26 protein-coding genes are annotated in these 26525 nt (G+C 72.4%); 19 read left to right on the top strand and 7 right to left on the bottom strand.

Annotated elements, in window-relative coordinates; all coding sequences use genetic code 11:
* Positions 1 to 57: 57 nt before the first annotated feature.
* The 8 genes from QSK39_RS16740 (at position 58) to QSK39_RS16705 (ending at position 9617) form a co-directional block, all read left to right on the top strand.
* On the top strand, positions 58 to 1692 hold the full coding sequence (locus QSK39_RS16740; protein WP_285478659.1) for a putative sodium/potassium/calcium exchanger: 1635 nt from the start codon (positions 58 to 60) through the stop codon (positions 1690 to 1692).
* Between the two features lie 53 nt (positions 1693 to 1745).
* Entirely contained in the window at positions 1746 to 3587 is a 1842-nt protein-coding gene (locus QSK39_RS16735) for a dynamin family protein (protein ID WP_285478658.1), read from the top strand.
* A complete protein-coding gene (locus QSK39_RS16730) occupies positions 3584 to 5059 on the top strand; it encodes a dynamin family protein (RefSeq protein ID WP_285478657.1) in 1476 nt (491 codons plus the stop codon). Before QSK39_RS16735 ends, QSK39_RS16730 begins: the two co-directional genes overlap by 4 nt.
* On the top strand, positions 5056 to 6282 hold the full coding sequence (locus QSK39_RS16725) for a hypothetical protein (RefSeq protein WP_285478656.1): 1227 nt from the start codon (positions 5056 to 5058) through the stop codon (positions 6280 to 6282). The genes QSK39_RS16730 and QSK39_RS16725 overlap by 4 nt, the downstream gene beginning before the upstream one ends.
* A gap of 1 nt (position 6283) precedes the next feature.
* On the top strand, positions 6284 to 7861 hold the full coding sequence (locus QSK39_RS16720) for an Hsp70 family protein (RefSeq protein ID WP_285478655.1): 1578 nt from the start codon (positions 6284 to 6286) through the stop codon (positions 7859 to 7861).
* A gap of 206 nt (positions 7862 to 8067) precedes the next feature.
* Positions 8068 to 8397 carry a divalent-cation tolerance protein CutA gene (gene cutA, locus QSK39_RS16715; protein WP_285478654.1) on the top strand — a complete coding sequence of 110 codons (330 nt, stop codon included), beginning with the start codon at positions 8068 to 8070 and terminating at the stop codon, positions 8395 to 8397.
* A gap of 9 nt (positions 8398 to 8406) precedes the next feature.
* A complete protein-coding gene (locus tag QSK39_RS16710; RefSeq protein WP_285478653.1) occupies positions 8407 to 9105 on the top strand; it encodes an RraA family protein in 699 nt (232 codons plus the stop codon).
* A 59-nt stretch (positions 9106 to 9164) separates the two neighbouring features.
* The gene (locus QSK39_RS16705; RefSeq protein ID WP_285478652.1) at positions 9165 to 9617 is read left to right on the top strand and encodes a DUF6292 family protein; all 453 of its coding nucleotides are present in this window, start codon (positions 9165 to 9167) and stop codon (positions 9615 to 9617) included.
* Between the two features lie 26 nt (positions 9618 to 9643).
* On the opposite strand, the gene QSK39_RS16700 is transcribed toward QSK39_RS16705, so the two are convergent.
* The gene (locus QSK39_RS16700; RefSeq protein ID WP_285478651.1) at positions 9644 to 10036 is read right to left on the bottom strand and encodes an STAS domain-containing protein; all 393 of its coding nucleotides are present in this window, start codon (positions 10034 to 10036) and stop codon (positions 9644 to 9646) included.
* Between the two features lie 217 nt (positions 10037 to 10253).
* On the opposite strand from QSK39_RS16700, the gene QSK39_RS16695 reads away from it, so the two are divergent.
* From QSK39_RS16695 to QSK39_RS16685, 3 genes are all read left to right on the top strand, one after another.
* On the top strand, positions 10254 to 10562 hold the full coding sequence (locus QSK39_RS16695; protein ID WP_284750059.1) for a DUF4326 domain-containing protein: 309 nt from the start codon (positions 10254 to 10256) through the stop codon (positions 10560 to 10562).
* A gap of 130 nt (positions 10563 to 10692) precedes the next feature.
* Positions 10693 to 13179 carry a tetratricopeptide repeat protein gene (locus tag QSK39_RS16690; protein WP_285478650.1) on the top strand — a complete coding sequence of 829 codons (2487 nt, stop codon included), beginning with the start codon at positions 10693 to 10695 and terminating at the stop codon, positions 13177 to 13179.
* 10 nt (positions 13180 to 13189) lie between these two features.
* On the top strand, positions 13190 to 13588 hold the full coding sequence (locus QSK39_RS16685; RefSeq protein WP_285478649.1) for a hypothetical protein: 399 nt from the start codon (positions 13190 to 13192) through the stop codon (positions 13586 to 13588).
* On the opposite strand, the gene QSK39_RS16680 is transcribed toward QSK39_RS16685, so the two are convergent.
* Positions 13585 to 15021 carry a phenylacetate--CoA ligase family protein gene (locus tag QSK39_RS16680; protein ID WP_285478648.1) on the bottom strand — a complete coding sequence of 479 codons (1437 nt, stop codon included), beginning with the start codon at positions 15019 to 15021 and terminating at the stop codon, positions 13585 to 13587. The genes QSK39_RS16685 and QSK39_RS16680 overlap by 4 nt on opposite strands.
* Before the next feature lie 28 nt (positions 15022 to 15049).
* On the opposite strand from QSK39_RS16680, the gene QSK39_RS16675 reads away from it, so the two are divergent.
* The 3 genes from QSK39_RS16675 to QSK39_RS16665 all read left to right on the top strand — a co-directional run bounded on the left by QSK39_RS16675 (position 15050) and on the right by QSK39_RS16665 (position 17176).
* Complete coding sequence (locus tag QSK39_RS16675) at positions 15050 to 15538, top strand: MarR family winged helix-turn-helix transcriptional regulator (protein WP_285478647.1); 489 nt, start codon at positions 15050 to 15052, stop codon at positions 15536 to 15538.
* A 185-nt stretch (positions 15539 to 15723) separates the two neighbouring features.
* Positions 15724 to 16776, top strand: a complete 1053-nt coding sequence (locus tag QSK39_RS16670) for a hypothetical protein (RefSeq protein WP_285478646.1) — start codon at positions 15724 to 15726, stop codon at positions 16774 to 16776.
* Between the two features lie 94 nt (positions 16777 to 16870).
* Positions 16871 to 17176, top strand: coding sequence for a DUF1883 domain-containing protein (locus tag QSK39_RS16665; RefSeq protein ID WP_285478645.1), 306 nt, complete (start codon positions 16871 to 16873; stop codon positions 17174 to 17176).
* Here QSK39_RS16665 and QSK39_RS16660 read toward each other — a convergent pair.
* Together QSK39_RS16660 and QSK39_RS16655 are read right to left on the bottom strand one after the other, a co-directional pair.
* Positions 17145 to 18743, bottom strand: a complete 1599-nt coding sequence (locus tag QSK39_RS16660) for an amidohydrolase (protein ID WP_285478644.1) — start codon at positions 18741 to 18743, stop codon at positions 17145 to 17147. The genes QSK39_RS16665 and QSK39_RS16660 overlap by 32 nt on opposite strands.
* A gap of 360 nt (positions 18744 to 19103) precedes the next feature.
* Positions 19104 to 19250 (bottom strand): hypothetical protein, encoded by a 147-nt coding sequence (locus tag QSK39_RS16655; RefSeq protein ID WP_285478643.1) that lies wholly within the window; start codon positions 19248 to 19250, stop codon positions 19104 to 19106.
* Positions 19251 to 19443: 193 nt separating this feature from the next.
* Here QSK39_RS16655 and QSK39_RS16650 point away from each other — a divergent pair, with 193 nt between their 5' ends.
* From QSK39_RS16650 to QSK39_RS16630, 5 genes are all read left to right on the top strand, one after another.
* Positions 19444 to 21993: a glutaminase domain-containing protein gene (locus QSK39_RS16650; protein ID WP_285478642.1), complete on the top strand. Its 2550-nt coding sequence runs from the start codon at positions 19444 to 19446 to the stop codon at positions 21991 to 21993.
* A gap of 22 nt (positions 21994 to 22015) precedes the next feature.
* Complete coding sequence (locus QSK39_RS16645; protein ID WP_285478641.1) at positions 22016 to 23158, top strand: type III PLP-dependent enzyme; 1143 nt, start codon at positions 22016 to 22018, stop codon at positions 23156 to 23158.
* Positions 23151 to 23510, top strand: coding sequence for an adenosylmethionine decarboxylase (speD, locus tag QSK39_RS16640; protein ID WP_285478640.1), 360 nt, complete (start codon positions 23151 to 23153; stop codon positions 23508 to 23510). Before QSK39_RS16645 ends, speD begins: the two co-directional genes overlap by 8 nt.
* Positions 23510 to 24373 (top strand): spermidine synthase, encoded by an 864-nt coding sequence (locus tag QSK39_RS16635; RefSeq protein ID WP_285478639.1) that lies wholly within the window; start codon positions 23510 to 23512, stop codon positions 24371 to 24373. Before speD ends, QSK39_RS16635 begins: the two co-directional genes overlap by 1 nt.
* Before the next feature lie 182 nt (positions 24374 to 24555).
* A complete protein-coding gene (locus QSK39_RS16630) occupies positions 24556 to 25182 on the top strand; it encodes a DUF4360 domain-containing protein (protein WP_285478638.1) in 627 nt (208 codons plus the stop codon).
* A gap of 63 nt (positions 25183 to 25245) precedes the next feature.
* Here QSK39_RS16630 and QSK39_RS16625 read toward each other — a convergent pair whose 3' ends face one another.
* The 3 genes from QSK39_RS16625 to QSK39_RS16615 all read right to left on the bottom strand — a co-directional run bounded on the left by QSK39_RS16625 (position 25246) and on the right by QSK39_RS16615 (position 26485).
* The gene (locus QSK39_RS16625; RefSeq protein WP_285478637.1) at positions 25246 to 25665 is read right to left on the bottom strand and encodes a hypothetical protein; all 420 of its coding nucleotides are present in this window, start codon (positions 25663 to 25665) and stop codon (positions 25246 to 25248) included.
* A 129-nt stretch (positions 25666 to 25794) separates the two neighbouring features.
* Positions 25795 to 25920, bottom strand: a complete 126-nt coding sequence (locus QSK39_RS16620) for a hypothetical protein (RefSeq protein ID WP_285478636.1) — start codon at positions 25918 to 25920, stop codon at positions 25795 to 25797.
* Positions 25921 to 26032: 112 nt separating this feature from the next.
* A complete protein-coding gene (locus tag QSK39_RS16615) occupies positions 26033 to 26485 on the bottom strand; it encodes a MarR family winged helix-turn-helix transcriptional regulator (RefSeq protein ID WP_285478635.1) in 453 nt (150 codons plus the stop codon).
* Positions 26486 to 26525 lie beyond the last annotated feature (40 nt).

Here is a 26525-nt window from a genome sequence, read left to right as displayed (position 1 = left end):
CTGGATGACAACGGAGGGGCGTGGGCTTCACCGATCCGAATGTCAGGAGTGCACAGGATGACGACTTCATCGGGCGACGTTTTCCAGAACGAGCAGGGTGCGGGTGGTTCCGGGGGTAATCAGTTCAACGAGCAGGCTTCCACCGGGGGCTCGGGGAACATTTTCCAGAACGAGCAGGGTGCCGGTGGTTCCGGTGGGAACCAGTTCAACGAGCAGGCTTCGACGGGTGGTCGCGGGGACATCTTCCAGAACGAGCAGGGTTCCGGTGGCCACGGGGGCAACCAGTTCAACGAGCAGGCTTCGACCGGCGGTCGTGGTGGCGACATCTTCCAGAACGAGCAGGGCTCGGGCGGGCACGGTGGGAACCAGTTCAACGAGCAGGCGTCCACGGGTGGCGGCGGTGGCGACATCTTCCAGAACGAGCAGGGTTTGGGTGGTTCCGGTGGGAACCAGTTCAACGAGCAGGCTTCGACCGGCGGTCGCGGGGACATCTTCCAGAACGAGCAGGGTTCCGGCGGTCACGGCGGGAACCAGTTCAACGAGCAGGCCTCGACCGGCGGCCGTGGCGGCGACATCTTCCAGAACGAGCAAGGCTCCGGCCGCGGCGGCAACCAGTTCAACGAGCAGGCGTCCGCCGGCCACCACGGTGACGTGTTCCAGAACGAGCAGGCCTCGGGCGGGCACGGTGGGAACCAGTTCAACGAGCAGGCCTCCACGGGCGGCGTGAGAGACATCTTCCAGAACGAGCAGGGTTCCGGCGGCCACGGTGGCAACCAGTTCAACGAGCAGGCCTCGACCGACGGCCGCGGCGGCGACATCTTCCAGAACCAGCAGGGTTCCGGCGGCCACGGTGGCAACCAGTTCAACGAGCAGGCCTCGACCGGCGGCCGCGGCGGGGACATCTTCCAGAACGAGCAGGGTTCCGGCGGTCACGGCGGGAACCAGTTCAACGAGCAGGCGTCCACGGGCGGCAACGGCAACATCTTCCAGAACCAGCAGGGTTCGGGCGGCCATGGCGGGAACCAGTTCAACGAGCAGGCCTCGACGGGTGGTCACGGGAGCATCTTCCAGAACGAACAGGGCGCCGGCGGCGGGAACCAGTTCAACGAGCAGGCCTCGACGGGTGGTCACGGGAGCATCTTCCAGAACGAACAGGGCGCCGGCGGCGGGAACCAGTTCAACGAGCAGGCGTCGACCGGTGGTCACGGGAGCATCTTCCAGAACGAACAGGGCGCCGGCGGCGGGAACCAGTTCAACGAGCAGGCGTCGACCGGTGGTCACGGGAGCATCTTCCAGAACGAACAGGGCGCCGGCGGCGGGAACCAGTTCAACGAGCAGGCGTCGACCGGTGGTCACGGGAGCATCTTCCAGAACGAACAGGGCGCCGGCGGCGGCAACCAGTTCAACGAGCAGGCCTCGACCGGCGGTCACGGGAGCATCTTCCAGAACGAGCAGGGCTCGGGCGGGCACGGTGGCAACCAGTTCAACGAGCAGGCCTCGACGGGTGGTCACGGGAGCATCTTCCAGAACGAACAGGGCGCGAGCGGCCACCACGGCGGAAACCAGTTCAACGAGCAGGCGTCCACCGAGCACCACGGCCACGAGAGCCACGAGCACGAGCACCACCACGGCGGCGAGCACCACCACGACCACCACGCCGACCACGGGCACCACGACGTCGACCACTACTGAGCCGGCGCCACGCAAGCAGCAAGCAAGTGAGTGAGCAAGCACGAGGAGCGGTCATGCAGGAGCCGAGCGGCGGGGGGCGCATCGCCCTCGACACCCTCGACCTCGCGGTCAAGGGGGCGAAGGCCTACGGGCGGGACGATCTCGTCCAGCGCCTCACCGACGCCCGGCGCCTGCTGTCCGAGCCCGACGTCACCGTCTACGTCGTCGGGGAGTTCAAGCAGGGCAAGAGCTCGCTCATCAACGCCCTGCTGACCGCGAAGATCTGCCCGGTCGACGACGACATCGCGACCGCGGTGCCGACCGTCGTCCGTTACGCGCCGGAGTCCGGGGCTCTGGCGACCTACGAGCCGGCCGACCCGTCGTCGCCGCCGTGGACCGAGCGGATCTCCCTCGAGGACCTGCCCACCCACGTCAGCGAAGCCGGGAACCCGGGCAACGTCCGCAAGCTCAAGTCCGTCACCGCGTCGATCAGCCGCCAGCTGCTCTCCGGCGGGCTGGTGCTGGTCGACACCCCGGGCGTCGGCGGCCTCGGCTCGCTGCACAACGCCGTCACCGTCAGCTCACTCCCGCGGGCGCACGCCGTCCTCTTCCTCTCCGACGCTTCCCAAGAACTCACCGCCGCCGAGCTGCGGTTCCTGCGGACGGTGAAAGAACTCTGCCCGAGCGTCTTCTTCGTCCTCACCAAGATCGACCTCTACCCGCAGTGGCGGCGCATCCTCGAGCTCAACGCCGGCCACCTCGAAGCGTGCGGGATCGCCATCGACACCGTCGCCGTCTCCTCGGAGCTGCGCACCGTCGCGGCGCGCTCGGCCGACCAGGAGCTGAACGTCGAATCCGGGTTCCCGCAGCTGGTCAAGTTCCTGCAGGGCGTGGTCGGCGACGCCGAACGCTCGGCGCTCAACGCCGTCGGCCTGCACGTCGGGTCCGCGGTCGGCCAGCTCAACGCGGCCCTGCGCGCCCGCCGCACCTCGCTCGCCCACCCCGAGCAGTCCGCCGCGCTCGTCGCGGAGCTGACCCGGGTCAACGACCGCGTCGACGCGCTGCGCAGCCAGTCCTCGAAGTGGCAGCAGCTGCTCTTCGACGGCTTCGCCGACATTTCGTCCGATGTGGACTACGACCTGCGCGCCCGCTCCCGCGGTGTGCTGCACGAGGCCGAAGAGGCCATCGAGGACGGCGATCCGGCCAAGAACTGGCCCGAGTTCGAGAAGTGGCTGCGCCAGCGGCTCGCGAACGAGACGCTCGAGAACTACGCGACGTTCATCAAGCAGGCCCGCGGGATCGCCTCCCGCGTCGCCGACCACTTCGAGCTCGCCGAGTCCCAGGCCGTGCTGCCGCGCGAGGTGCAGGCGCCGGTCCAGGTCGTCGAGGAGATCGACATAGACTCGTCGTTCACCGGCGTCAAGACCCGCGGCACCACCGGGATGGCCGCGTTCCAGAAGGCCTACAGCGGCTTCCTGATGTTCTCCATGCTCACGAAGATGGCCGCACTGGCCATCCCCACGCCGTTCGGGGTCGCGGCCGGCCTGCTCATGGGCCGCTCCGGCTTCCTGGACGAACGCAAGCGGCAGCTGGAAAAGCGCCGCGGCCTGGCCAAGACGGCCGTGCGCCGGTTCGTCGACGAGTTCAACCTCCAGGTCGGCAAGGACTCCCGCGACGCGATGCGGATCGTCCAACGAGAACTCCGTGACGCCTACAGCGCGCGCGTCGAGGAGCTGCAGCGGTCCCTCACCGAAGCGCTGGCGAGCGCGAAGAAGGCGGTCGTCGACGATGACGCCGAGTCGGGCGAGCTGAAACGCCTGGAGGCCGACATCGAAGCCCTCGAGGTGCTCGGCCGCCGGGCCGACGAGCTCACCCTGCGCAGCGCACCCAAGCCCGTCCCGGCGGTGACGCGATGACCCCGCTCTACGTCCAGGTCCGCGGGTTCGTCGCCCGCGCATGCGCCGGGTACGCCGGCACCCCCGCCGAACCGCAGCTGCGCCAGATCGCCGGCCGGCTGGCCGAGCCGCTGCGCGTGGCCATCGCCGGGCGGGTCAAGGCCGGCAAGTCCACGCTGCTCAACGCGCTCGTCGGCCAGGAGCTGGCGGCGACGGACGCGGGGGAGTGCACCCGCGTCGTCACCTGGTACCGCAACGGGCCGACCTACCGGATCATGCTGCACCCGGTCCGCGGGATGCCCCGCCAGCTGCCGTTCGGGCGGCTGTCCGGCACCCTTGGCCTCGAGCTCGGCATGGCGCCCGGCGACGTCGACCGGCTCGTCGTCGACTGGCCGTCGCCGGCGCTGCGGGCGATGACCCTGATCGACACGCCCGGACTGGGCTCGGCGCGGTCGGAGGTGTCCGGCCGCACCGAAGCCGCGCTGGTCCCCGAGGGCGACGGCGTCGGCACCGCGGACGCCGTGGTGTACCTGATGCGCCACGTCCACGGCGACGACGTCCGGTTCCTCGACGCCTTCCACGACGACCCGGCGCAGCGGCGCCCGGTGAACACCATCGGCGTGCTGTCGCGGGCCGACGAGGTCGGGCACGCCCGGACCGACGCGCTCGACTCGGCGGCGAAGATCGCCGACCGCTACGCCCGCGACTCCCGCGTCCGGGGGCTCTGCCAGACCGTGGTGCCGATGGCCGGCCTGCTGGCCAGCTCGGCGGCGTCGCTGAAGGAGTCCGAGTACCGGGCGTTCCGGCTGCTGGCCGCCGCGCCGGAAGCGGAAGTGGCGCGGCTGCTGACCTCGGCTGACCGGTTCGCCCGCGCGGAGTCCGAAGTGGACGTCCCGGCCGCCGAGCGCGCCGAGCTGCTCGCGCGCTACGGCCTGTTCGGCGTCCGGCTGGCAGTCGGGCTGATCCGCGACGGACTGGTGACCGGTGCGCGGGCGCTGTCGGGCGAGCTGCTGGCCCGCAGCGGCCTGCACCGCCTGCGGTCCCTGCTGACCACCCAGTTCGCCGCACGGGCCGACGTGCTCAAGGCGCGTTCGGCGCTCCAGGCGGTCGAGCTGGTGCTGCGGGCCTACCCGGACCGCACCGGCGGGCTGCTGCACGAGTGGGAGCGGATCGTCGCGGGGGCGCACGAGTTCGCCGAGATCCAGCTGATCGACTCGATCCGGCTCGGCGTCGTGCTCTTCACCTCCGACGAGGCCCGCGACGCGGAACGGCTGCTCGGCGCGGCCGGGGTGGACGTGCCGAGCCGGCTGAACCTGCCGGGGGACGCGGGCCGCGCCGCGGTCCGGCAGGCGCTCGGCGCGCAGCTGTTGAGGTGGCAGCGGCGCGCCGAGCACCCCGCGTCCCCGCGCGACGTCCGCGACGCGGCCCGCGTGCTGGTGCGCACCTGCGAAGGAATCCTGCTCAGCGAAGCCCGGGCGGAGGTCTTGTCGTGAACGAGCTGCCGAAGAAGATCAAGAAGGCGGCCGCGGCCGTCGCCGGCGCCGTCGCGTCGGAGGTGGCGGGCAACGCGCTCACGCCCGGGGCAGCCGGTTCGTCGGCGCCGCCGCCGCAGCCGGAAGCGGCCGCCGCGCAGACCCCGCACGACGCCCCCGCCCACGAGTACGTGCCGCAGGTCGAGACCAGCACCGTCACCCGGGGCGAAGACGGCCACGTGGAAGCGCAGACCGGCACGGTCTGGCACCCGGAGACCACCGACGGCCTGCCGCTGAAGGAACTTCCCACCGTCGAGGAGTTCGAGCAGATCGAAGTCCACGAAGACGAGTTCGGCAACTTCGTCATCGACGCGACCGAGCGGTTCGTGGTGCACAACAACGGCCGCGACGAGGTGTACACCGACCACCAGCACCTCGTCGTGCCCGGGGACGGGACGCCGGGCGACACGGACATCGACATCGTCCAGGACGCCGACATCGTCATCCACGAGAACCCGGACGGCACGATCACCGTGGAGCACGAGGGTTCGCTGACCTACGAGCTCACCCCGGACGCGCCGGGGCACGGCGACATCGAGGTGTTCCAGGAGGAGACGGTCGTCCTCGACGAAGCCGAAACCGGGCCGCCGGGCATCGACGTCGGCGTCACCGTGGACCAGCAGGCCAGCGCCGACGATCCCTTCGGCGAGCCGGCCGGGCCGACCATCCACCAGACCGAGGTGATCGCCGACAAGGGCCGCGGCGCGACGGTCACCGCGCAGGTCACCGCGCCGTCGCCGTCCCTGCCCGGCACGCCGTCGCCGCCGGTCGTGACGTTCAGCCGTCAGCCGTCCACAGTGGACGCGCCGGTGCCGCCGCCGATCGCGGTCGAGACGACGCTCGCGGCGTCGAACTCGCTCGCCGAGCACCCGGTGGTGAAGCACAGTTTCGCGACCGAACCCGAGCCGGCGCACCACGACGCCGGCGAGGTCACGGGCACCCGGGCGCACCCGGCGGCGGAGCAGGAGCACCCGTTCGAGCCGCCGCGGCACCACGAGCCGGCCGGCGTGCCGGACGAACCGCCGCCGGAGTCCCACGACGAGCCGCCGCCGGAACCACCCGGTCCGCCGCCGCACGAAGAGCACCAAGAGCACGAAGAGCACCGAACGCACGTCGAGGAACCGGAGCGGGTTCCGGACGAGCACCCGACTTTCGATCACGCGCACACCGCCGGCGGAGGCTGACATGGGCTACGGACTGGGCATCGACCTCGGCACGACCTTCACGGCTGCCGCCGTCGACAGCGCCGGCCACGTCGAGATGGTGTCGCTCGGCGACCGCACGGCGGCCATCCCGTCGGTGGTGCTGCTGCGGGCCGACGGCGGCGTGCTGGTCGGGGACGCGGCGAGCCGGCGGGCGGCGGTCGAGCCGGATCGCGTGGCGCGGGAGTTCAAGCGGCGCCTGGGCGATCCGACGCCGGTGCTGCTCGGCGGGGCACCGCACTCGGTGGCGTCGCTGATGGCGCACCTGCTGGGGTACGTGGTGCGGACGGTCGCCGGGCAGCAGGGCGGCCGGCCGGACCGGATCACGCTGACGCACCCGGCGAACTGGGGGCCGTACAAGCGGGAGCTGTTCGAGCAGGTGCCGCGGCTGACCGGGATCGACCACGTCGGCTTGATCACCGAGCCCGAAGCGGCGGCGGCGCACTACGCGGCTCAAGAGCGGTTGGACGACGGCGCCGTCGTCGCGGTGTACGACCTCGGCGGCGGCACGTTCGACGCGACGGTGCTGCGCAAGCGTGGCAGCGGCTTCGAGATCCTCGGCACGCCGGAGGGCATCGAGGGCCTCGGCGGCGTCGACTTCGACGAAGCCGTGTTCGGGCACGTCGACCGGGCGCTGGACGGGAAGCTGTCGCAGATCGACCCGGACGACGCGGGCGCGGTGGCGGCGGTCGTGCGGCTGCGCCAGGAGTGCGTGCTGGCGAAGGAGGCGCTGTCGGCCGACACGGAGACGGCGGTCCCGGTGCTGCTGCCGTCGGTGCAGACGGAGGTGCGGCTGACCCGCGGCGAGTTCGAGGAGATGATCCGCCCGTCGATCACGGCGACGATCGGCTCGCTGCACCGGGCGTTGCGTTCGGCGAACCTCCGCCCGGCGGACCTGGGTGCGGTGCTGCTGGTCGGCGGCTCGTCCCGGATCCCGCTGGTGTCCCAGCTGGTGTCGGCGGAGCTGGGCCGCCCCACGGCGGTCGACATCCACCCGAAGTACGGGGTCGCGCTGGGTGCGGCGGCGCTGGCGTCGGGCCGGTCGGGGCTGGTCCAGGCGACGCGTTCGCAGCCGTCGCTCCGGCCGGTGCCGCCGCCTCCGGTCCCGCAGCCGCCGGTCCCGCGGGTGCCGGCGCCGCGCGAGGAGACGAAGACGCTGGCGACGCCCGGGTTCGGCGCGGGCGCGCCGCCGCCGTCGCTGGGCCGCGCCAAGACCGAGGCGAGCCCGGGCCGCCGGGCGTCGCGCCGCGGGGTCGTGGTGGGGCTGTGCGCGGTGGCCGTGGTGGCGATCGGCGGGGTGGCGGTGGCGGTGGCGAGTTCGGGCGGCAGCCCCTCGGGCGGCACCCCACCGGCGACGAGTTCGGAGAGCGAGACGCCGACGCTGGTGACCTTGCCGTCCCCGGAGGCCCCGGAGACAACGCACGCGACGCAGGCGGCGCCCCACACGAACCCGGCGACGACCCGGCGCAAGACCCCGCCGCGGACGACGACGTCGTCGCGCACGACCACCCCGACGACGACCACCACGCCGACGACCACGACCACGAAGTCCACGACGTGAGGTGACGGGGGAGCAGTTCCCGGCGGCCCGAGGGGTTCCGGCCGCCGGAGTGCGGGGGCCGGGTCGGCGCGTGCGGTTCGGGGGCCGGCCCGGTCACCGGATCCTGCGCCGGCTCCCACCGAGGGGGTGGGAGCCGGCCCGGTCGATCCGGCGTGCTCGCCGCAGCCCGGATCGTCGTCGCCGCTCCCGCCGGTAGCCTCGCGGACATGGCGGCAGAGCACGTGATCGTGACGTCCACGACCGATTCCGAGACCGCGGCCCGGGACCTGGCCGCGAAGGCGATCGAAGCGCGGCTGGGGGCCTGCGCGCAGATCGTCGGGCCCGTGACCAGCGTCTACCGCTGGGACGGCGAGGTGCGCACCGACCAGGAATGGCGCGTCGAGATCAAGACGACCGCCGCCCGGGTGGCCGCGCTGACCGAGCGCATCAAGCACCTGCACGGCTACGACCTGCCCGAGGTGATCGCGACGCCGATCGAAGGCGGCAGTGCCGACTACCTGGCCTGGGTGACCACCGAAGTCGAGAACGGTGGTTAGCTTCGAAGCATGGATCTCGGAACCCGCTTCGAAACCCTCACGACCGCCCACCTCGCCGACGCGTGCATCCGCGCCGGCCTGCCGGTGCGCTGCGCTCCGGCGCCGACGCGCGCCGTGGTGCCCGGCACTCGCCTGCTCGGGCCCGCGGTCCCGGCCCGGCACGTCGGCAGCGTCGACGTCTTCCTCGAGGCCTTCGAGCACGCCACCCCCGGCGGGGTGCTGGTCGTCGACAACGGTGGCCGGCTCGACGAAAGCTGCGTCGGCGACCTCGTCGTCCTCGAAGCGCGCGCGGCCGGGCTCGCCGGGGTCGTGATCTGGGGCCTGCACCGCGACACCGCCGACATCCGCGCGATCGGGCTGCCGGTGTTCAGCCTCGGCTCGATCCCCACCGGCCCGCTCGGCCTCGGCCCCCGCATCGACGGCGGGCTCGCCGAAGCGATCGTCGGCACGTGGCGGATCGGCCCGTCGGACCTCGTCGCCGGCGACGACGACGGCGTCGTCTTCCTCCCGCTGGACCGCGCGGACGAGCTGTTCACCCTCGCCGAAGGCATCCGCGACACCGAACGCCGCCAGGCCGAGCGGATCCGGAACGGCGAACCGCTGCGCGAGCAGGTCCGCTTCGCCGAGTTCCTCGCCGCGCGCGAAGCGGACCCGGGCCGGACGTTCCGCGCGCACCTGCGGGCCGTCGGCGGCGCGATCGAGGAGTAGCTCGAAAGTGTGATGTTCCGCCGAGTGGGGTACCCGGCCGGCGGCGTGGGAGGCAAGACATGAACACCCTCAGCGGCTTCGGCCGGGACATCGAATACCACTTCACCCGCGGCTTGCGGGCCTACCTCGGCCGGGTCGCGGGCGCCCTCGGCGTCGGGTTCGAATCGTGTTCGCTCGACCTCGACGTGCCCACGTCCGGCTACCTCGCCCTCGACCGCGAGCTCGCCGGATTTCCCGGCCACGACCTGGCGCTGATCTGGGACGAGGTGCACGGCTGGTCGGCGGTGGCCGAGACCGCGGACGGCGACGGGCCCGAGGTCCTCGCCTACCTCGGCGGGACCGAGGTCGTGCCGGCTCCGGCCGCGGTCGCGCGGTTCGTCGAGCTGCTGCCGGCCACCGGCTCGGCTCGCCCACCGGTGTTCCGCGAGCCCGGCCGGCACGAAGACCTCGTGGACCGGCTGCCGGTGTCCGGGCCGGAAGGACTGCTGCGGGCGAGCTCATCGGCTTGGTGACGTGTCCCGGCTCGCCGCCGTCCGGGTCAGCCGACCGGCCGGGGGCTGATCACCCCGTAGAAGTCCATCGGCAGCAACGTGAACAGCCGCCGCACGGCGCGCGACCCGCCGGGGTCCACCGTCAGGCGTGCCCCGGCGGCGTCGGCGAGGAGCTGGGCGCGCAGCAGCGAGTTCAGCCCGGCGACGGAGAAGAACGTGACGCCGTCGAGGTCGATGACGACCTCGCCGACCGGGCCGCGGATGCTCGAGCGGAGGACTTCGTCGAGTCTGCGCGCGGTGCTCAGGTCGACCTCGCCGGCCACGCGGACGAGCACGGTGCGCGGCGTGGGGCGCGAGACGCGCAGGGACAGGTGACCGCCGACGTCGATCCGGCCGGCGGTCACGACTTCGTGGTCGGCCGAGCGAGGTTCGGGAACCATCGCGGGCACACCCTTTCGTCGGGCAGCGGTGGCGGGCCGGACGAGGGCGGAGGGGAGGTGACCGGTGGCGGCCTGCCGCCCGGGCGCGAACGTCCGGCAGCGGCTGACGGCTCAACCGTGAATCTCCAGCATAGTGCATCCGCACCGGGTCGACCACCGACGCGGCCGGGGTGTGGCCCACTGGCGGCGCCACGCCGGGACCGCCAGGCTGGCGGGCATGCCCACCACCGTCGTCAACCTCAAGGGCCACCGCGACGACCCGGACTACGCCGACGTCGTCTACGTCGGGCGGGCGATGCACCGGGGCGGCTGGCACCTCGCGGGGTCGAAGCTCGCCAGCCCGTTCCGGCCCGGGCCGGACGGGACCCGCGAGGACGTCGTGACGAAGTACCGCGAGCACCTGCTGTCGCGGCCGGACCTGCTCGCCCTCCTGCCTGAGCTGCGCGGGAAGCGGCTCGGCTGCTGGTGTGTCCCCGAGCTGTGCCACGCCCAGGTGATCGCCGAGATCGCGGATCACGGCCCGTAACGAAGCACACCCCCTCCGCGAGTAACCTGGCGACACGAGGGGGTGATCGACGGTGCCCGCGCGACGTCACGGCGGCTTCGATCAGGCTGAACTTCCGGCGGCTCACCGGATCAGGTGGTGGCTCGCGGCGGTGACGGCCGGGCTCGTCGCGGCCGGCTTCGCCGTCGTGCCGTACCTGCCGTTCTTCCAAAGCTGGACGTTCGTCCGCGACCCGAAGGTCGCGAGCGTCATCACCTGGACCGTGCTGCAGACGTCGGTCGTGGTCATCTCCGCGGTGCTGACGCTGTACTTCGTCGGCCGCGCCCGCCTCGAGGCCGCCGCCTTCCGCGCCAACCAGATCGACATCCGGCTCTTCGCCGACGAGCGCCCCGACGGCAGCCACGACCGCGAGATCGACTCCGCCGTCGAGCTGACCGCCGCGTTCAAGCGCATTCTCAACGAGTCCCGGCTCTACACGCCGACACCGGTACCGGGCGCGGGGAGCTCCTACGACTTCATCCAGATCGTCGAGCACGCCGGCGACTCCACGGACGGCTGGTGGAAAGCCGCCACCAAGCTGGTCCGGCTCGCCCAGCCGCCCGCCGCGTTCACCGTGACCGGCACCGTCCGGCCCGGCAACACCACCGGCCGCTACCAGCTCATCCTCGAGCTGGTCCGCGTCCCGCGGTTCGCCGCCAGCCCGCTGGTGATCGAGGACGAGAACTGGCCGCGCGTGCTGCACCGCGCGGCGAACGCGGTCGCCGCGCTGGTCATCCCGCGCAGCGCCTACGTCCGCACGAACATCCACTGGGCCGCCTGGCGGGGCGCGAAGATCCCGTACGAGCTGTTCGACGCCTACCAGCGCGCCAACCACTTCATCACCTACCGCCGCTACGACGAAGCCCTCGCCGAGTACTACCGCGCGGTGAGCCTCGATCCGTCGAACGTCTACATCAGACTGGAGATCGCCGCCCTGCAGGAGCAGCTCGACCTGCACCTCGACGCGCTCGCCACCTACGACGACGTGATCACCGTGTGCAGCCGGGGCCACCCGAAGCTCGCGCGGTGGTGGATCGGCCCCGACTTCGCGCGGCAGCCGCGCCACGCCGGCCGCGGGCGCGCCGTGGCGCTGCTGATCGCCCGCTACCGGCACGCGCTCGTCCTCGGCCACGGCGATTCCGTGGCCGGCTCGTGGTGGGTGCGGCGCACGACGGCGGGTGCGCCCGGCGACGCGCGGGCGTTGCGCCGCGCCGAGCTGAGAGTGGCGCTGGAGCTGCGGTTCCGCCGCTACGTCGACCTCGACGTGCGGGTGCGGTCGCACCCGATCCCGCCGGAAGAACGGCGCGAACTGCACCGCCGCGTGCTGAAGGTCCCGGTCGACGAGCTCGTCGTCCACGACGCGACGCCGGCGCAGCTGGCCGAGTACAACCAGCGGGCGGCCGAGATGCGCTCGTACTTCTGTGCGTTGTCGCAGTACGAGATCGAACGGCTGGTCGCGGACTACCGCCGGTTCAGCCGGCGCTGGCGCGGCACCTGGCAGCAGCTGACGAACCGCGCGCTCGACCTGTCCCTGGTCTGGGCGGTGGTGCGGCGCGCGATGGCGGACGTCGAGCCGGTGACCGGCGCGGTCCCCGCGCCCACGGTCGCGTACCCGGGCAGCCGCGTCCGGCTCGCCGACGTCTGCCCCGACCGGCACTGGCCGCCGGACCCGCGGGCGATCGACGAGACCGTCGAAGCCGCGGGCTCCCGGAAGTCGTGGGAGGAGTGCTACAACGCGGCGAGCGTGTACGCCGTCGCGATGCTCGAAGTCGGCCCGCGCGGCGAACGCGACCTCCGCGACCACGCCCGCAACCCGCGTCTCGAGGGGGAAGCGCGCGACGAAGTGGCCCGCCGCGCGGTCCGCGAGCTCTACCACGCCGCGACGATCAGCCACAGCGGCCGGCTGTCCGAGCGCCGGTCGTGGGTGATGGGGGAGGACCCCGACCTGGTCGCGCTGCGCGGGCACGAGCTGTTCCGGGTCTTCGAGATGGTCACGTTCTCCCCGGACCGCGCCGCGCCGCTGCGGCCGCAGCGCGCGCACGTGTGGGAGCAGGTCAGCTACGTCCGGCAGCTCGTCGGGGAGATCGCCGCCTGCCGCGCGCACTTCTGGCGCGTCCGGGCCCTCGACCCGGCCCCGGACGGCCGGACGCTCGACCGCTGGCGCGCGGCCGACCGCGACGCCTGGCGCAAGCTGACCGAGCTCGCGACCGGCAAGCAGGACTGGTACACGCGGTACCAGGCGATCTGCGCGTTCCGCGCGTGGGCGGCCGACTCGGGCTACCCGGGGTCGATTTCGGGATTCCCGCTGTACCAGGAGGAACGGCTGCACGCTCAGCTGCGCGGCGCCGCCGGCCGGCGCGTGAAGACGGGCCTGGACGTGAACATCGTGGTGCGCGAGTACGTCCGCCAGTGCGACCAGCGCCTCGACCGGCTGGCCGTCGACATCGCCGAGCTCGAGCACGCCCTGGTGGCGGAGGACGATTTCGCGGCCCGCGCGGAGCTGTGGACGGCGCTGTCCTCGTGGTTCGACGACGACATCGCGGACGGCTCGTCCGCCGACGAACGGCACGAGCGGTTCCGGAAACTCGTCCGGGCCTAGGCTGGCTTCCGTGCGAACGAGGCTGCGTCACCTGCACAGCGGTGACCGTGACTACACGTGGCGGGCGACGATCGGCTCGGTGCGCGGCGACGGCGTCGACGTCCACCGCTGCGTCCGCGTGCGTGTCTGGGGCGCGGGCAAGAACGGGCGCGCGCTGGAGGCCGACCTGCTCTCGACAGCGACGAGCGTCGGGTGGACGCCGGCGGCGACCGACGGCTCCTACCCGGCGTCCGGCGACGTCCGGCGGCTCGTCGAGCACGCACTGGCGCTCGGCTGGGACCCCGATGCCCGCGGCGGGACCTTCCTGCTCACCGAGGAAACCGGGCCGGAGCTGGCGGGCTTCCTGGTCACCGACCGCGTGCGCGACCCGGGTGCGGCGGACCCGACCGCGCGGGTCGCCGAAGCCTAGGACTGCCGCGTGTAGCGGTGCTTCACCCCGACCGGGAAGTACTCGGGATCGCCCGCCGGGCGCAGGACGACGTCCGGCAGCTGCCGCTCGGCCGGCACGTAGTGCGCGAACTCGCTGTTGAGCCGGTTCAGCTGGGCGCGGACGGCTTCCGCGATGCGGGCGGCGTCGGCGGTCGCGCCCGGTGCCGTCTCGACCGTGATCCGCAGCCGGCGGTCGCGGTCGGCGTCCTCCACCGACTCGATGACGAACTTGCCCGTCACCGTGTCGCTGATGCCGGGCTGCTCCAGGCCGACGGTGACGTTCTCCGGGTAGACGTTCGCGCCGAAGAACGACACCGTGAACAGCGACCGGCCGAACACGTACACGAACGGCAGCTCCGGCCCGGGCGGTGGCGTGAAGCCGTGGCGGGCGCAGAAGTCCAGCAGCTCCGCGTGCGGCAGGAGCCCGCCGTCGTCGGCGATGTGGTAGCGGATCAGCGGGATCCCGCCGTCGCCGGTGAAGACGAGCGTGCCTTCGTGCTCCTCGAAGAAGCGGCTCGCGGGGTCGTACTGCACGAGCGTCGGGAGGCGTGCGTCGCCGAAGACCTCGCGGGCCAGGTCCGGGTGGTCGGCGAAGAACCGGCGGATGCGCGCCGACAACGGGGTTTCGGTGCCGAGGACGCCGGCGTCGGCCGTGCCGTACAGCGACGCGATGGCCCGGGCCGGGTCGGCGATCCCGGCGCGCCGGGCCACGAGCTCGCGCCACTGCTCGCTGAAGACTTCGCCCGCCAGCACGAGCTTGATCGCGTACGCGGGCCAGTCGACGCCTCCGGTGTCGATGACGTCCTTGACGAACGGCGGGTAGCCCAGCAGCACGACCTGGTCGAAGTGCGGCGCGAGCTCGGGGAGCACGCGCAGGATCTCGGCCTTGTTGTTGCCCGGTGCCACGACGGTGATCGGGCAGCCCTTGGCGGCGAGGTGGCGCACGCACGCCGTGGTGAACAGGCCGCCCACCCAGGTGCCGAGCGGGAAGCAGACGACGGCGAGGGTCCGGCGCCGATCGGCCTCGAAGGCGTCCACGAGGACGGTTTCGAACCGGCGCGCGACGTGCAGTTCGTCTTCGAGCGCGCGGGGCCAGATCGTCGGCCGGCCGCTGGACCCGGACGACACGGCGATCATGTCGAGCTCGTCGAACGTGCCGCCGCGGCACAGCTCGGGCAGGGGGTACTTCCGGTGGTAGCCGGCCTTGTCGAGCAGCGGCAGCTTCCGGAAGTCCGCCATGGTGGTGACGGTTCCCGCGTCGATCCCGTGCTCCCGCAGGAACTTCCGGTAGGCGGGGACGGTTTCCGCGGTGCGGCGGAAGAGGTCGAGGACGTGGGTTTCGGAAGGAGCCTCGGGTGGGCCGAAGAAGGTGTCGAACGCCTGCCGCACGCGGGTCTGCCGACCGAGGTCCATGATCGGAGCATAGTCGCGGGCGCGTGTCATGATGAGCGGCGTGAGCACCTCCGCGGAGCAGCAGCCCGCTAGCCCGCCGTTGACCCTCTACCTGGTCAAACGGCTCGAGCTGGTGATCAGGGCGCTGCTCGACGACGCGCTGCGGCCGCTCGGGCTCACGACGCTGCAGTACACGGCGCTGACGGTGCTGGAAGCCAGCGGGGCGCTGTCGTCGGCGCAGCTGGCGCGGCGGTCGTTCCTGCGTCCGCAGACGATGCACGAGATGGTGCTGGCGCTGGAGAAGCGCGGCCTGATCGCGCGCACGCCCAAGCCGGACAACCGGCGGGTGCTCCTGGCCGGCCTGACCGAGACCGGCCACCGGCTGCTGGCCGACTGCGCCCCGGCGGTGGCGGAGGTGGAGGAAGCGCTGCTGGCCGACCTGAGCCCCGGCCAGCGTGCGACGTTCCGCGAGGGCCTCCAGCACGGCGTCCTGGCACTGGGGACGTTGTCGTCCCGGCGACGCTCTCACGAAGCGTGATTCGGGGGCCGGCCCGCGACTGGGCTACCGGCCTCGGCCACCTGGCGGCGTGACCCAGGCCGGCCGGCACGAAAGAACTAGGCCGGTCGAGTGGTAGCAACAGGCGGCGCGTAGCGAGCGTGTGGGGACGGGCGTTGGAGGGTACGTCCCAGATCTGCATCCCGCATTCTGGAGGTTCGCCGACCGTGGCCAGGGCTCGCGATAAGGGTGACGCGAAGACCACCACCCGGCGCTTGCTGGTGCTGGCCGGAGCAGTGGCCGGGTTCTGGCTGGTGTCGTGGTTGCTGTCGGGCCACGCCCAGGCGGCCACGCGAGAGGTGAACCCGGTCGGCGAGGTGGTGGCTGGAGTTTTCGGAGGAACGCAGCCACCGGGTGGGGCGGTTCAGACGCCGAAGGTCGAGCCGGTTTCGCAGGTAGTGCGGGCGGCTGTGCCCGTGGTCGAGCCCGTGTCGCAGGTAGTGCGTGCTGCGGCGCCGGTGGTTGAGCCCGTGTCGCAGGTTGTGCGGGCTGCGGCGCCGGTGATTGAGCCCGTGTCGCAGGTTGTGCGTGCTGCGGTTCCGGTCGTTGAGCCCGTCGTGCGGGCGGCTGCCCCCGTGATCGAGCCGGTCTCGCAGGTTGTGCGCGCGGCCGCGCCGCTGGTCGAGCCGGTTTCGCAGATCGTCAAGGCTGCCACTCCGGTCATTCGGCCCGTCGTGCACACCGTCGCACCCGTGGCCGACTCCGTCGGTGCCGCAGCCGGTGTCCTCTCCCCGGTCACCAAGCCCATCGGCGACACCCTGACCCCCGGGGCCGAGCCGATCGTCCCGCCGGGGAACGCAAGCCCCGAGCCCTCCACCCCGGCTCCCTCCGCCAAGTCGCCGACCCTGCCTGCGCGCCAAGCGAAAGCCGTGCCGCCGCAGCAGGAAACCGTCCTCACCGCAGCACCCCGAGCTGCCGCCCGGCTGTCCGCGCCGGACCGGGCCTACGACCGGCCGAGCCCCATGACCGGCCCCGTCGCCGCGATGCCGCGCCAAGCGCACCGTTCAGCCGCTCCGGCGCAACCGGCTCGCACCCCGGGGAACGCCCCGGCGCCGCGGTCGCCCGCTCCGGACGATGCCGCCTGCGGGCCCGCCCCCACCATCCCGCCGGCCTTCCTCACCCCCGACCACGGTCCGCGCGCCACCCACGCGTTCACGCCGCCGGACGGGGACTTCGTCCCGCTTTGGCGGGCCTGCGAACCGGGCACCAGCCCCGGCTGATCCCACCCCGACTCTCCGCCCGTCGCGTTCCGCGGCGCGATCCGCGCTGCCCGCGACCGCCAGAAGCACCATCCACACGTGAATGAGGGGCGCAATGGAAGCGAACGTGTTCGATCTCGGCAAGCTGCGAAGAGACGCGGTGGTCACCATCCGGCTGGAGGCGATGGCCAACGTCAGGCTCCTGACGGAGGTCAACCTGCGGGCCTACCAGCGCCGGCAGTACTACCGGATGCACGGCGGGGTGGCCACCGCACCGATGTTCAAGATCCACATCCCGGCCAACGCGCACTGGTTCCTGGTGCTCGACGTCGAGGGGCTGGACAACCTGCCCCTGCGCCCGCGGGTGAGTGTCGAACCGGAGCCGGCCGTCATGGCTCGTGGACGCACCGGCCCCCGGTGAACGTCATCGCGACCTTCGTGGCCCCGATCTCGCGGTCGGGGCCCGCGAAGGGGTCGCGGTCGAGCACCACGAGGTCGGCGCGGTGGCCGGGCCGGATCGCGCCCGTGTCGTCGAGGTGGTTGACGTAGGCCGAGCCCGCCGTGTACGCGGCGATCGCCGCGGCCAGGTCGATCCGCTGCCCGGGCAGGAACGCGGGCACGTCCTCGCCGTACGGGATCCGGTTCACCGCCGCGTGGATGCCCTGCAGCGGGTCGGGGCTGCTCACCGGCCAGTCGCTCCCGGCGGCCAGGGTGGCCCCGGACCGCAGCAGGGCACCGAACGGGTACTGCCACGAAGTCCGTTCGTCATCGAGGAAGGGGATGGTCAGCTCGTCCATGTCGGGTTCGTGCACGGCCCACAGCGGCTGGATCGTCGCGGTCGCGTCGAGCCGCCCGAACCGCGGGACGTCGTCGGGGTGCACCACCTGCACGTGCGCGAGGTGGTGCCGGTTCCCGGTCACGCCGTTGGCGGCGCGGGCGGCTTCGACGGCGTCGAGCGCGTCCCGCACCGCGCGGTCGCCGACGGCGTGGAAGTGCACCTGGAAGCCGTTTGCGTCCAGGAGCGTGACGTGGTCACGCAGTGCCACCGGGTCGACGAAGCCCAGTCCACTGTGGCCGGTGCGCCGGTAGGGGCCGAGCAGCGCCGCCGTGTGGTTCTCGGCGATGCCGTCGAGCATGATCTTGACGGTGCCGGCGCGGAAACCGCTGTCGCGCAACGAGTCCCGGCGCGCGAGCAGGTCGGGGAGCTGGTCAGCGCCGCGGGTGCGGTCCCACCAGAGCGCGCCCGTGACCCGGGCCGTCAGCAGGCCGCGTTCGGACGCGGTGGCGTACGCGCGGGACGGGTCGGGCATGCCGCCGTAGTCGCCGAGCAGCGGGTCCTGCCAGGCGGTGACGCCGAGCGAGTGCAGCAGCCGTTGCGCCCGCAGCAGCCCGGCGAGCCCGTCGGTCTCGGTGACCGGCGGCAGCAGCCGCGTGACGAGGTCCATCGCGCCTTCCTGCAGGACGCCGGTGGCGCCGTCGGCGTCGCGTTCGATGCGGCCGTCGGGCGGGTCGGGCGAGTCGGCGGTGATCCCGGCGCGGGCAAGCGCGGCGCTGTTCAGCCAGGCGCCGTGGTGGTCGCGGTTGACCAGAACGACCGGTCTTTCCGGGACGACGGCGTCGAGCAGCCGGCGGTGGGGGAGACCGCCCGCGAAGGTGTCGAGGGACCAGCCGCTGCCGATGAGCCACTCGAGCCGCGGGTTCGCCCTGGCGTACGCGGCGACGGCGTCGAGGCAGCTCACGACGGTGCCGGCGCCGGTGAGGTCGCAGCGGCCGAGTTCGACGCCGCCGCCGACAGCGTGCACGTGCGCGTCCTGGAAGCCGGGCACGAGCAGCCGGCCGCAAAGGTCGACGACGTCGGTGCGCGGGCCGATCAGCGGTCCCGGATCATCGCCGACGGCGACGATCCGATCACCGCGGACGGCCGCGAACCCGGCCCGTCCGCCGGGGGTGAGCACGGGGCCGCGGGTGAAGACGAGGTCGGCGTGCATGTCCTCGATCTTCCCGTATGGAAGGGCGGGTGTCGGCCGAGCCGCGGACGTTTCGGCCTACGCCGACTCGACCGCCCCGAACGCTGCGACCACCGGCGGTGATCTCCCTGCGCCGGCTGGGCGATGCGGTTCGCGGCCGGAGGTAGCAATCCGCGTTCGTGCGGAAGGATCTTGGCCGCGGAGACGCGCAGGTCCTGGCCTGCTGTGCGCGGGGCTCGGGTTGCCCGCACCGCACGACTTGGCTCGCCCCCGGCGGCACTGCGGGGCGGAGACTTGCCTGGGCTGGGCTGGGCTGGGCTGGGCTGGGCTGGGCTGGGCTGGGCTGGGCCGAGTCGAGCCGAGCGGGGCCGTACCGCCGCGTCACGCGAGCCGAGTCACCGCGAGCAGCCGCCGCACGCGCCGCGACGCCGCCGCGCGCGCCGCGACGCCGCCGCGCGCGCCGCTGCCGCCGCGCGCCGGATCGTCGCACCGCACTCGCACCGCACCGCTCGGCCGCGCGGAACACATGCGCCGCACCGCCCGGCCCGCGCCGCCCACCGCCGTGCCGCCCGGCCCGCGCCACCCGAAATCCGCACCGGACCTGCGCCTCCACTGGTCCGCAAAAGAATCACCACACCGACCAACGGCGGATTTACAACGTTGTACCAACGATGTAAAAGTTATCCCCGCACCGGCTCGCACGCCGTGGAAGGGGCCACCGATGTCCTCCCGAGAACGCGCTCACCTCACCCGCCGGGACCTGATCCGACTCGCCGGGGGCACGGCCGCCGCCGTGGCCGCGGCGCTCTGGCTGCCCGGGACCGCCGCCGTTGCGGGGACCTTCGGTCCGATCCGGCCACCCGCCACCCCGCTGATCGTCCGCTCGCCCTACCTGTCCACCTGGCAGCCCGCCGACAACCTCCCCGGCACCTGGTCGAGCTTCTGGACCGGGCACGTCACCGCCCTGTGCGGCCTCGCCCGCATCGACGGCGCCGCCTACGTCTTCGCCGGGTCGCCCGCCCTGCCTTCCGGGCCCGCCCTCACCCCGATGACGCAGGTCAGCCTGCAGGTCACCGGCACGCGCTCGACCTACGTCCTCACCGGCGGCGGCGTGAACCTCACCGTCACGTTCTTCTCGCCCGTCGACCCGGCGAACCTGCAGCGCCAGAGCGTCCCCTTCGGCTACGTCACCGTCCAGGCCGCCAGCGCCGACGGCCGCGCGCACGCCGTCGACCTGCACTTCGACACCTCCGCCGAGTGGGTCCACGGCGACACCGCGACCCCGGTCACCTGGACGCAGCAGCAGTCGGGCGGCTACACCCTCCTCAGCTGCACCCCGGCGAGCCCGGGTGTCCTGCAGGAGAACGGCGACCAGGCCAGCTGGGGTTCGCTGGTACTTGCGGCGCCGACGTCCGGCGTCAGCTGGCAGATCGGGCAGGACACCGTCGTGCGCGCCGCGTCGGCCGGGCAGGGCGGCCTGCCGAACACCAGCGACTCCGCCCAGCCCCGCGCGATCAGCGACCGCTGGCCCGTCCTCGCCTTCAACAAGAACCTCGGCACGATCCCGGCCGGCGGCACTTCGGCGCCGTTCACGCTCTCGATCGGGCACGTCCGCACGCCCGCCGTCCGCTACCTCGGCACGCCGCTGAACCCCTGGTGGACGCACTACTGGGGCAGCTGGCAGGACATGGCCGTCTGGTTCGGCAACGACTACGCGAGCGCACTCGCCGCCGCCACCGCGATCGACCAGCGCCTGCACGACGACGCCGTCGCGGCAGCCGGCGGTGGCACCACCGGCGAGCACTACGCCGGGATCTGCGCGCTGGCCCTGCGCCAGGCGTTCGGCGGCACCGAGCTCGTCGACCGCGGCGGCGCGCCCTGGGGCTTCCTCAAGGAGATCTCCTCCAGCGGCAACATGTCCACTGTGGACGTCATCTACCCGGCGTTCCCCGGCTACCTGTACCTGTCGCCGGCCTACCTGCGCCTGATCCTCGAACCGGTGCTCGACTACGCCGAGCACGGCGGGTGGCCGATGCAGTTCTCCGAGCACGACGTCGGCGCGCACTACCCGGACGCGGCCGGGCACAACGACGGCAACGAGGAGAGCATGCCGGTCGAGGAGTCGGCCAACATGCTGATCATGGCCGCGGCGCTGGTCCAGCGGCTCCCGTCGGCGGAGGCGAACACCTTCGCCACCGCCCACTACCGGATCCTGCGGCAGTGGGCGGAGTACCTGATCGGGAACACCCTCGACCCGGGTTTCCAGAACCAGACCGACGACTTCACCGGCTTCATCGCCCACAGCGCCAACCTCGCGCTCAAGGGCATCATCGGCGTCGGCGCGATGGGCGTCATCGCCGCCGCCACCGGCAACACCGCCGACGTCCAGCGCTACCGGTCGACCTCCCGCAGCTACGTCAGCCAGTGGGTGACGCTGGCCCAGGACTCGTCGAACCAGCACCTCAAGCTCGCCTACGACCAGCCCGGCACGTGGAGCCTGAAGTACAACGGCTTCGCCGACCGCGTGCTCGGCCTCGACCTGGTCCCGCTCGGCGTCGCGGCGCAGGAGGCCGCCTGGTACCAGGGCCGGGCCGGCGCCCACGGCGTCCTGCTCGACCCGCGCAACAACTACACGAAGGCCGACTGGGAGCTGTGGACCGCCGCGTGGCTCACCGACCAGCCGACCATCCGGAACACGCTGGTCGAAGGCGTGTACAGCTACGCGAACACGACACCGCAGCGGGTGCCGTTCAGCGACTGGTACGTCGTCGCCGACGCCACCCAGCGCGGCTTCCAGGCCCGCCCGGTGGCGGGTGGCTACCTGGCCCTGCTGACGCGCCCGGCGGCGTCGGCCACGGTGTGGCGCAAGCTGCAGAACCAGCGCTCGGGCAAGGTGCTCGCGGTGTCGAACATGTCCCTGGCCGACACGGCCGAAGTGACCCAGTGGGCCGACAACGGCACCGTCGACCACCTCTGGGCCGTGGTCGACAACGGCGACGGCACCGTCCGGATCGTCAACCGCAACAGCGGCAAGATCCTGGCGGTCCACGACCAGAGCCTCGACAACGGCGCCCACGTGCAGCAGTTCCAGGACAACGGCACCCCCGACCACAACTGGCGGATCGCCGACGCCGGCGGCGGCTGGTCGAAGCTCGTCAACGTCCGCAGCGGCAAGGTCATGGCGGTCGACCAGCAGTCCACCGCGGACGGCGCGCAGGTGACCCAGTGGGACGACAACGGGTCACCGGACCACCTGTGGCGGTTCGTCTGACGTCGTTTGCGAGACTGGCGCGGTGTGCGCCGATCCCGTCCGCCGGTTCCTCGAGGACCAGGACCCGCCGACCCCGTGCCTCGTCGTCGACACCGACGCCGTCGCGGCGCGGGCGCGCGAGGTCCGCTCGGCGTTCCCGGGCGCGCTGATCCGGTACGCGGTCAAGGCCAACCCGGCGGCCCCGGTGCTCGACGCGCTGGTGGCGGCCGGGATCGGCTTCGACGTCGCCGGGCCCGCCGAGCTCGCGCTGTGCCTCGAGCGCGGCGCGGCCCCGGCGGACCTCGCGTACGGCAACCCGATCAAGAAGCCCCGCGACATCGCGTTCGCTTTCGAGCGCGGGGTCCGGGAGTTCACGTCGGACGCGCCTGCCGACGTCGACCACCTGGGCCGGTACGCGCCGGGCTCGGCCGTCTCGATCCGCGTGGTGCTCGACGCGCCCGACTCGGTGACGCCGTTCGGCCGCAAGTTCGGCTGCGAACCGGCGGAGGCCCTGGACCTGGTGCTGCGCGCGGCCGCGCTCGGCTTGCGCCCGGGCATCGCGTTCCACGTCGGGTCGCAGCAGCCGGACGTCGCCGCGTGGGAGATCGGGATCGCCACGGCGGCGAAGCTGTTCGCCGAGGCCGAGGCGCAGGGCGTCGCGATGACGCGGCTCAACCTGGGCGGCGGCTTCGCGACCCCGCACCGGACCGCTGTGCCGTCCTTGGCCACGTACGCGTCCAAGATCGCCGCGGCTCTCGAAACGTCCTTCCCCGGGCGCCGGCCCGCGCTGATGCTGGAGCCGGGGCGGGTGCTCGTCGCCGACGCGGGCGTGCTGCGGACCGAGGTCGTGCTGGTCGCGCAGCGCGGCGAGCGGCGGTGGGTGTACCTCGACATCGGCCGCTACAACGGACTGGCCGAGGCCGAGAACGAGGCCATCGCCTACCGGTTCGAGCCGGTCGGACCGCACGACGGCCCCGCCGGGCCGGTGGTGCTCGCCGGGCCGACCTGCGACGGCGACGACGTCCTCTACCAGCGCACACCGTACGAGCTGCCGCTGTCCCTGACGACCGGCGACCGGCTCGACCTGCCGGGCACCGGGGCCTACACCGCGAGCTACGCGTCCGTCGCGTTCAACGGCATCGAGCCGCTGCGCACCCACTGCGTCGGGCGGTGGGGTGATGCCTGAGGTCGGCCGGTTCACCGGGCGCCACGTCCTGGCCGAGCTGCACGGCATCGACCCGGGCCTGCTCGACGACGCCACGCGGCTGGGGGAGCTGCTGCGGGCGGCGGTGACGGAGGCGGGCGCGACGGTCGTCGACATCGTGGCCAAGCGGTTCGCCCCGCAGGGCGCCACGGTGATCGCGCTGCTGGCCGAGTCGCACGCGTCCGTGCACACCTACCCCGAGCACGGGTCGCTGTTCGCCGACGTGTTCACCTGCGGCGAGCGCGCCGACCCCGAGCACGCGCTGCGGTTGCTGGCGAAGTCGCTGGACGCCGCTTCGGTCCACCTGTCCGTCCTGCACCGGGGAGAACGCTGATGCCCACGATCCACGAACCGGTCGGCGCCGGCCTCACCCGCGTCTGGGAGGTCGACGACGTCGTGTTCAGCGCGCGCACGCCGTTCCAGGAGGTGCTGATCGGGAAGACCGCGCAGGGGATTTCGCTGTTCTGCGACGGCGAACGCCAGAGCACCGAAGCGAGCCAGCTCGTCTACCACGAGGCGCTGATGGTGCCCGCGCTGCTGCTGGCCGAGCGGATGCGGCGGGTCCTGATCATCGGGTCGAGCGAGGGGGTCGCCTCCGAGCTGGCGGTGGCCGCCGGGGCCGAGCAGGTCGACCACGTCGACATCGACGAGCAGGCGGTGCGGGCCTGCGCCGAGCACCTGCCCTACGGCTACACGACCGCGGACCTCGCGCGCGGAGCGGGGCCGGTCCGGGTGTCCTTCGAGGACGGCTGGGCGTTCCTGGCCGCGGCCGAAGCGCGGGGCGACACCTACGACGTCGTCGTGATCGACCTGCCGGACGAGAACACCGACCCCGGCGCGCAGCACAACCGCTTGTACGGCACGGACTTCCTCGGCCGCTGCGTGCGCGTGCTGGCACCCGGCGGAGTGGTCACCTGCCAGGCGGGCTGCCCGACGCTGTGGCGCAACGAAACGCTGCTCGCGTCGTGGCGGCGGTTCCGCGAGGTGTTCGGGACGGTGCTGTACTTCGGTTCCGACGAGCACGAGTGGGCCTTCCTCTCCGGGCGCGCGGACCGCGTCGGCGAACCGGGTGCGCTGGTGGCACGGCGGTTCGCGGAGCGGGGGAGCCGGGCCACGACGCTGGACGCCGCCGCCCTGCTCGCCGGCGCGACCCCGCCCTACTCGCTCCGGCACGATACTGGTCTGAACCAGTCCTGACCGCCGATTCTTCGATTTGTACAACGGATAACGGGTGAAATAGCGGGAAATGGATTTCCCGCACTCCGGGTTGTCGTGTTACTCCGTTCAGTGGCCGTCGAAATGGCGGCGATCGCGCTACTATCCGTTCCGCGCGCGATCATCGTGAGCAAAAGGCACCGTGGCCCATTTGGAGGAGCGTCATGCTCGGTTTAGTGGTCGTAGCCGGAATGATTCTGTCCGCCGTCGCCGCACCCGTCGATTCCGCGGCGGTATCGGCTCCGACCGAAAAGATCACGCTCGACATCAAGACCATCAACGGGTCCGGCTGCCCGGCCGGCACCGCCACGGCGTCGGCCGACGTCGCGTCCGACAACACGTCGTTCACGGTGCACTACACGAACTTCACCGCCAAGGCCGGCGGTGGCGCGTCCGCGCTCGACGCCCGGAAGAACTGCCAGATCAACGTGCTCGTCCATGTGCCCCAAGGGTTCACGTACGCGATCGCCGAGGCCGAGTACCGGGGCTACGCGCACATCGAGAGCGGGGCGAGCGCGCTCGAACAGGCCAACTACTACTTTGCCGGGACGTCGCCGACCGCGCGGGTCCGGCACACGTTCCCGGGCCCGTTCCACGGCGTGTGGCGGGCGAGCGACACCACCGACGTCGCGGCGCTGGTGTTCGCCCCGTGCGGTGAGGACCGCAACCTGAACATCAATGCGGAACTGCGGGCGGACGCGGGCACCTCCTCCGGAACGAGTTACATCGAAATGGATTCCGAGCACGCGAGTGTCGACACGATTTACCACTTCGCGTGGAAGACCTGCTGAATTCGGCGAAATCGGCCGGATGGCCCGCTCACCGGAACGTCTCCGGTGAGCGGGCCGTTCGCCTCACACGTGCGTGACCAGAAGTGTCACTCCCGCTTCGCCGCCGCAGTCGACGAAGACCGGGCCGACGCCGTTGCCGATGTGCCGGGCCACCGTCGCCTTGGCGACGAAGCGGTCCGGTCCGGCGTCGACGATCCGGATGTTCTCCAGTGCCGGGTGCTCCGGGAAGCCGCCGAGCACGGACTTCAGTCCGGTGCCGCCTCCGCAGCTGCCCGTGATGGTCACTTCCTGGCCGCGCTGGGTCGTCGGGTTCGGCGTCACCTCGACGGTGGCGCGAGCGCCCTGGGGTGGTTGCGTGATCATGGTCCCCTCCGAAGTCCCTGATGCCGCCGACGCACCGCCGGCGATGCCGATGCTCACCGCCGTGACGAGCCCGGCCGCGGTGGCCAGGCCGATCACCGTGCGGGTGGACTTGCTGCGCATGGTGTTCTCCTCCCTCGACCCGGAGTTCGCCGGATCTGCTTCGTCAGTCGCCGCGGAAGGGGTCGCGGGTTCTCGACGAGGAGGATTGAGACGTGGATCACAGTCGAGGCGGACTGTCCACAAGGGACTCTATTCGAGGGCGGCGGAAGCCGGCAGCTCGGCCGCTTCGGCCTTCGCGGCGGGCGACAGGGTGCATCGTCGCTCGAACCGCTCCATGAGGACGGTAGCGATCAGGAGGGCCACTGGGGTGCTCACCGCGATCCACATGCCAGAAGAGCTACCCACACCCGCCGGAGCTGAACCGCCGGAATGACGGCGGCGAAGCGGGCCGGGCCCGCGAATCCGGGCCTGGCCTGCGCGGGGCCGCTCAGGTCACCGGTTGGTCTCGATCGTCGGCGGACAGCCGCGTGATCACGTCCAGCAGCCCGGCGCGGAACGTGTCGTCTTCGCCCAGCACGCCGAGCAACGCGGGCTCGGCCCGCACCGCCTGTTCGTGCACTGCCCGGCCGCGCGCCGTCAGCCGGGTCAGGTGCCGCCGCGCGTCGGCCGGGTCCGGGGTCCGGGTGACGAACCCCGCCTTGGCCAGCCGGTCGAGCGTGCGGCTCATCGTCTGGTCGGTGACCTGGCAGCGCCGGGCCAGCGTCCGCTGGGGGAGCGGCCCGTCGCGCAGTGTGTGGAGCGCGATGAGCCCCGCGTGGGTGAGTCCCATTCCGTCGAGCACGGCCGCCCAGCGGTGCTCCACCAGGCGCGCGGCCACCGCGAGCAGGCGGCCGGTGGGCCACGTGCTCAGGTCGGGTTCGGGGGTTGTGCTCACCGTCACTCCGGGTCGTCGTGCAGAATGTTCAGCTTGCTGAACAATT

This window comes from Amycolatopsis sp. NBRC 101858 (genome assembly GCF_030269325.1).
Taxonomy (GTDB): Bacteria; Actinomycetota; Actinomycetes; order Mycobacteriales; family Pseudonocardiaceae; genus Amycolatopsis; species Amycolatopsis ponsaeliensis.
The sequence above is the reverse complement of the archived record's forward strand: the minus strand, read 5'-3'. Positions and strand labels throughout refer to the sequence as shown.

What these genes read in the sequence shown, in the direction of transcription:
- QSK39_RS16740 (WP_285478659.1), top strand. Translation starts at nt 58, where the DNA reads ATGACGACTTCATCGGGCGACGTTTTCCAGAACGAGCAGGGTGCGGGT.
- QSK39_RS16735 (WP_285478658.1), top strand. Translation starts at nt 1,746, where the DNA reads ATGCAGGAGCCGAGCGGCGGGGGGCGCATCGCCCTCGACACCCTCGAC.
- QSK39_RS16730 (WP_285478657.1), top strand. Translation starts at nt 3,584, where the DNA reads ATGACCCCGCTCTACGTCCAGGTCCGCGGGTTCGTCGCCCGCGCATGC.
- QSK39_RS16720 (WP_285478655.1), top strand. Translation starts at nt 6,284, where the DNA reads ATGGGCTACGGACTGGGCATCGACCTCGGCACGACCTTCACGGCTGCC.
- cutA (WP_285478654.1), top strand. Translation starts at nt 8,068, where the DNA reads ATGGCGGCAGAGCACGTGATCGTGACGTCCACGACCGATTCCGAGACC.
- QSK39_RS16710 (WP_285478653.1), top strand. Translation starts at nt 8,407, where the DNA reads ATGGATCTCGGAACCCGCTTCGAAACCCTCACGACCGCCCACCTCGCC.
- QSK39_RS16705 (WP_285478652.1), top strand. Translation starts at nt 9,165, where the DNA reads ATGAACACCCTCAGCGGCTTCGGCCGGGACATCGAATACCACTTCACC.
- QSK39_RS16700 (WP_285478651.1), bottom strand. Translation starts at nt 10,036, where the DNA reads ATGGTTCCCGAACCTCGCTCGGCCGACCACGAAGTCGTGACCGCCGGC.
- QSK39_RS16695 (WP_284750059.1), top strand. Translation starts at nt 10,254, where the DNA reads ATGCCCACCACCGTCGTCAACCTCAAGGGCCACCGCGACGACCCGGAC.
- QSK39_RS16680 (WP_285478648.1), bottom strand. Translation starts at nt 15,021, where the DNA reads ATGGACCTCGGTCGGCAGACCCGCGTGCGGCAGGCGTTCGACACCTTC.
- QSK39_RS16675 (WP_285478647.1), top strand. Translation starts at nt 15,050, where the DNA reads ATGATGAGCGGCGTGAGCACCTCCGCGGAGCAGCAGCCCGCTAGCCCG.
- QSK39_RS16665 (WP_285478645.1), top strand. Translation starts at nt 16,871, where the DNA reads ATGGAAGCGAACGTGTTCGATCTCGGCAAGCTGCGAAGAGACGCGGTG.
- QSK39_RS16660 (WP_285478644.1), bottom strand. Translation starts at nt 18,743, where the DNA reads ATGCACGCCGACCTCGTCTTCACCCGCGGCCCCGTGCTCACCCCCGGC.
- QSK39_RS16655 (WP_285478643.1), bottom strand. Translation starts at nt 19,250, where the DNA reads ATGTGTTCCGCGCGGCCGAGCGGTGCGGTGCGAGTGCGGTGCGACGAT.
- QSK39_RS16650 (WP_285478642.1), top strand. Translation starts at nt 19,444, where the DNA reads ATGTCCTCCCGAGAACGCGCTCACCTCACCCGCCGGGACCTGATCCGA.
- speD (WP_285478640.1), top strand. Translation starts at nt 23,151, where the DNA reads ATGCCTGAGGTCGGCCGGTTCACCGGGCGCCACGTCCTGGCCGAGCTG.
- QSK39_RS16635 (WP_285478639.1), top strand. Translation starts at nt 23,510, where the DNA reads ATGCCCACGATCCACGAACCGGTCGGCGCCGGCCTCACCCGCGTCTGG.
- QSK39_RS16630 (WP_285478638.1), top strand. Translation starts at nt 24,556, where the DNA reads ATGCTCGGTTTAGTGGTCGTAGCCGGAATGATTCTGTCCGCCGTCGCC.
- QSK39_RS16625 (WP_285478637.1), bottom strand. Translation starts at nt 25,665, where the DNA reads ATGCGCAGCAAGTCCACCCGCACGGTGATCGGCCTGGCCACCGCGGCC.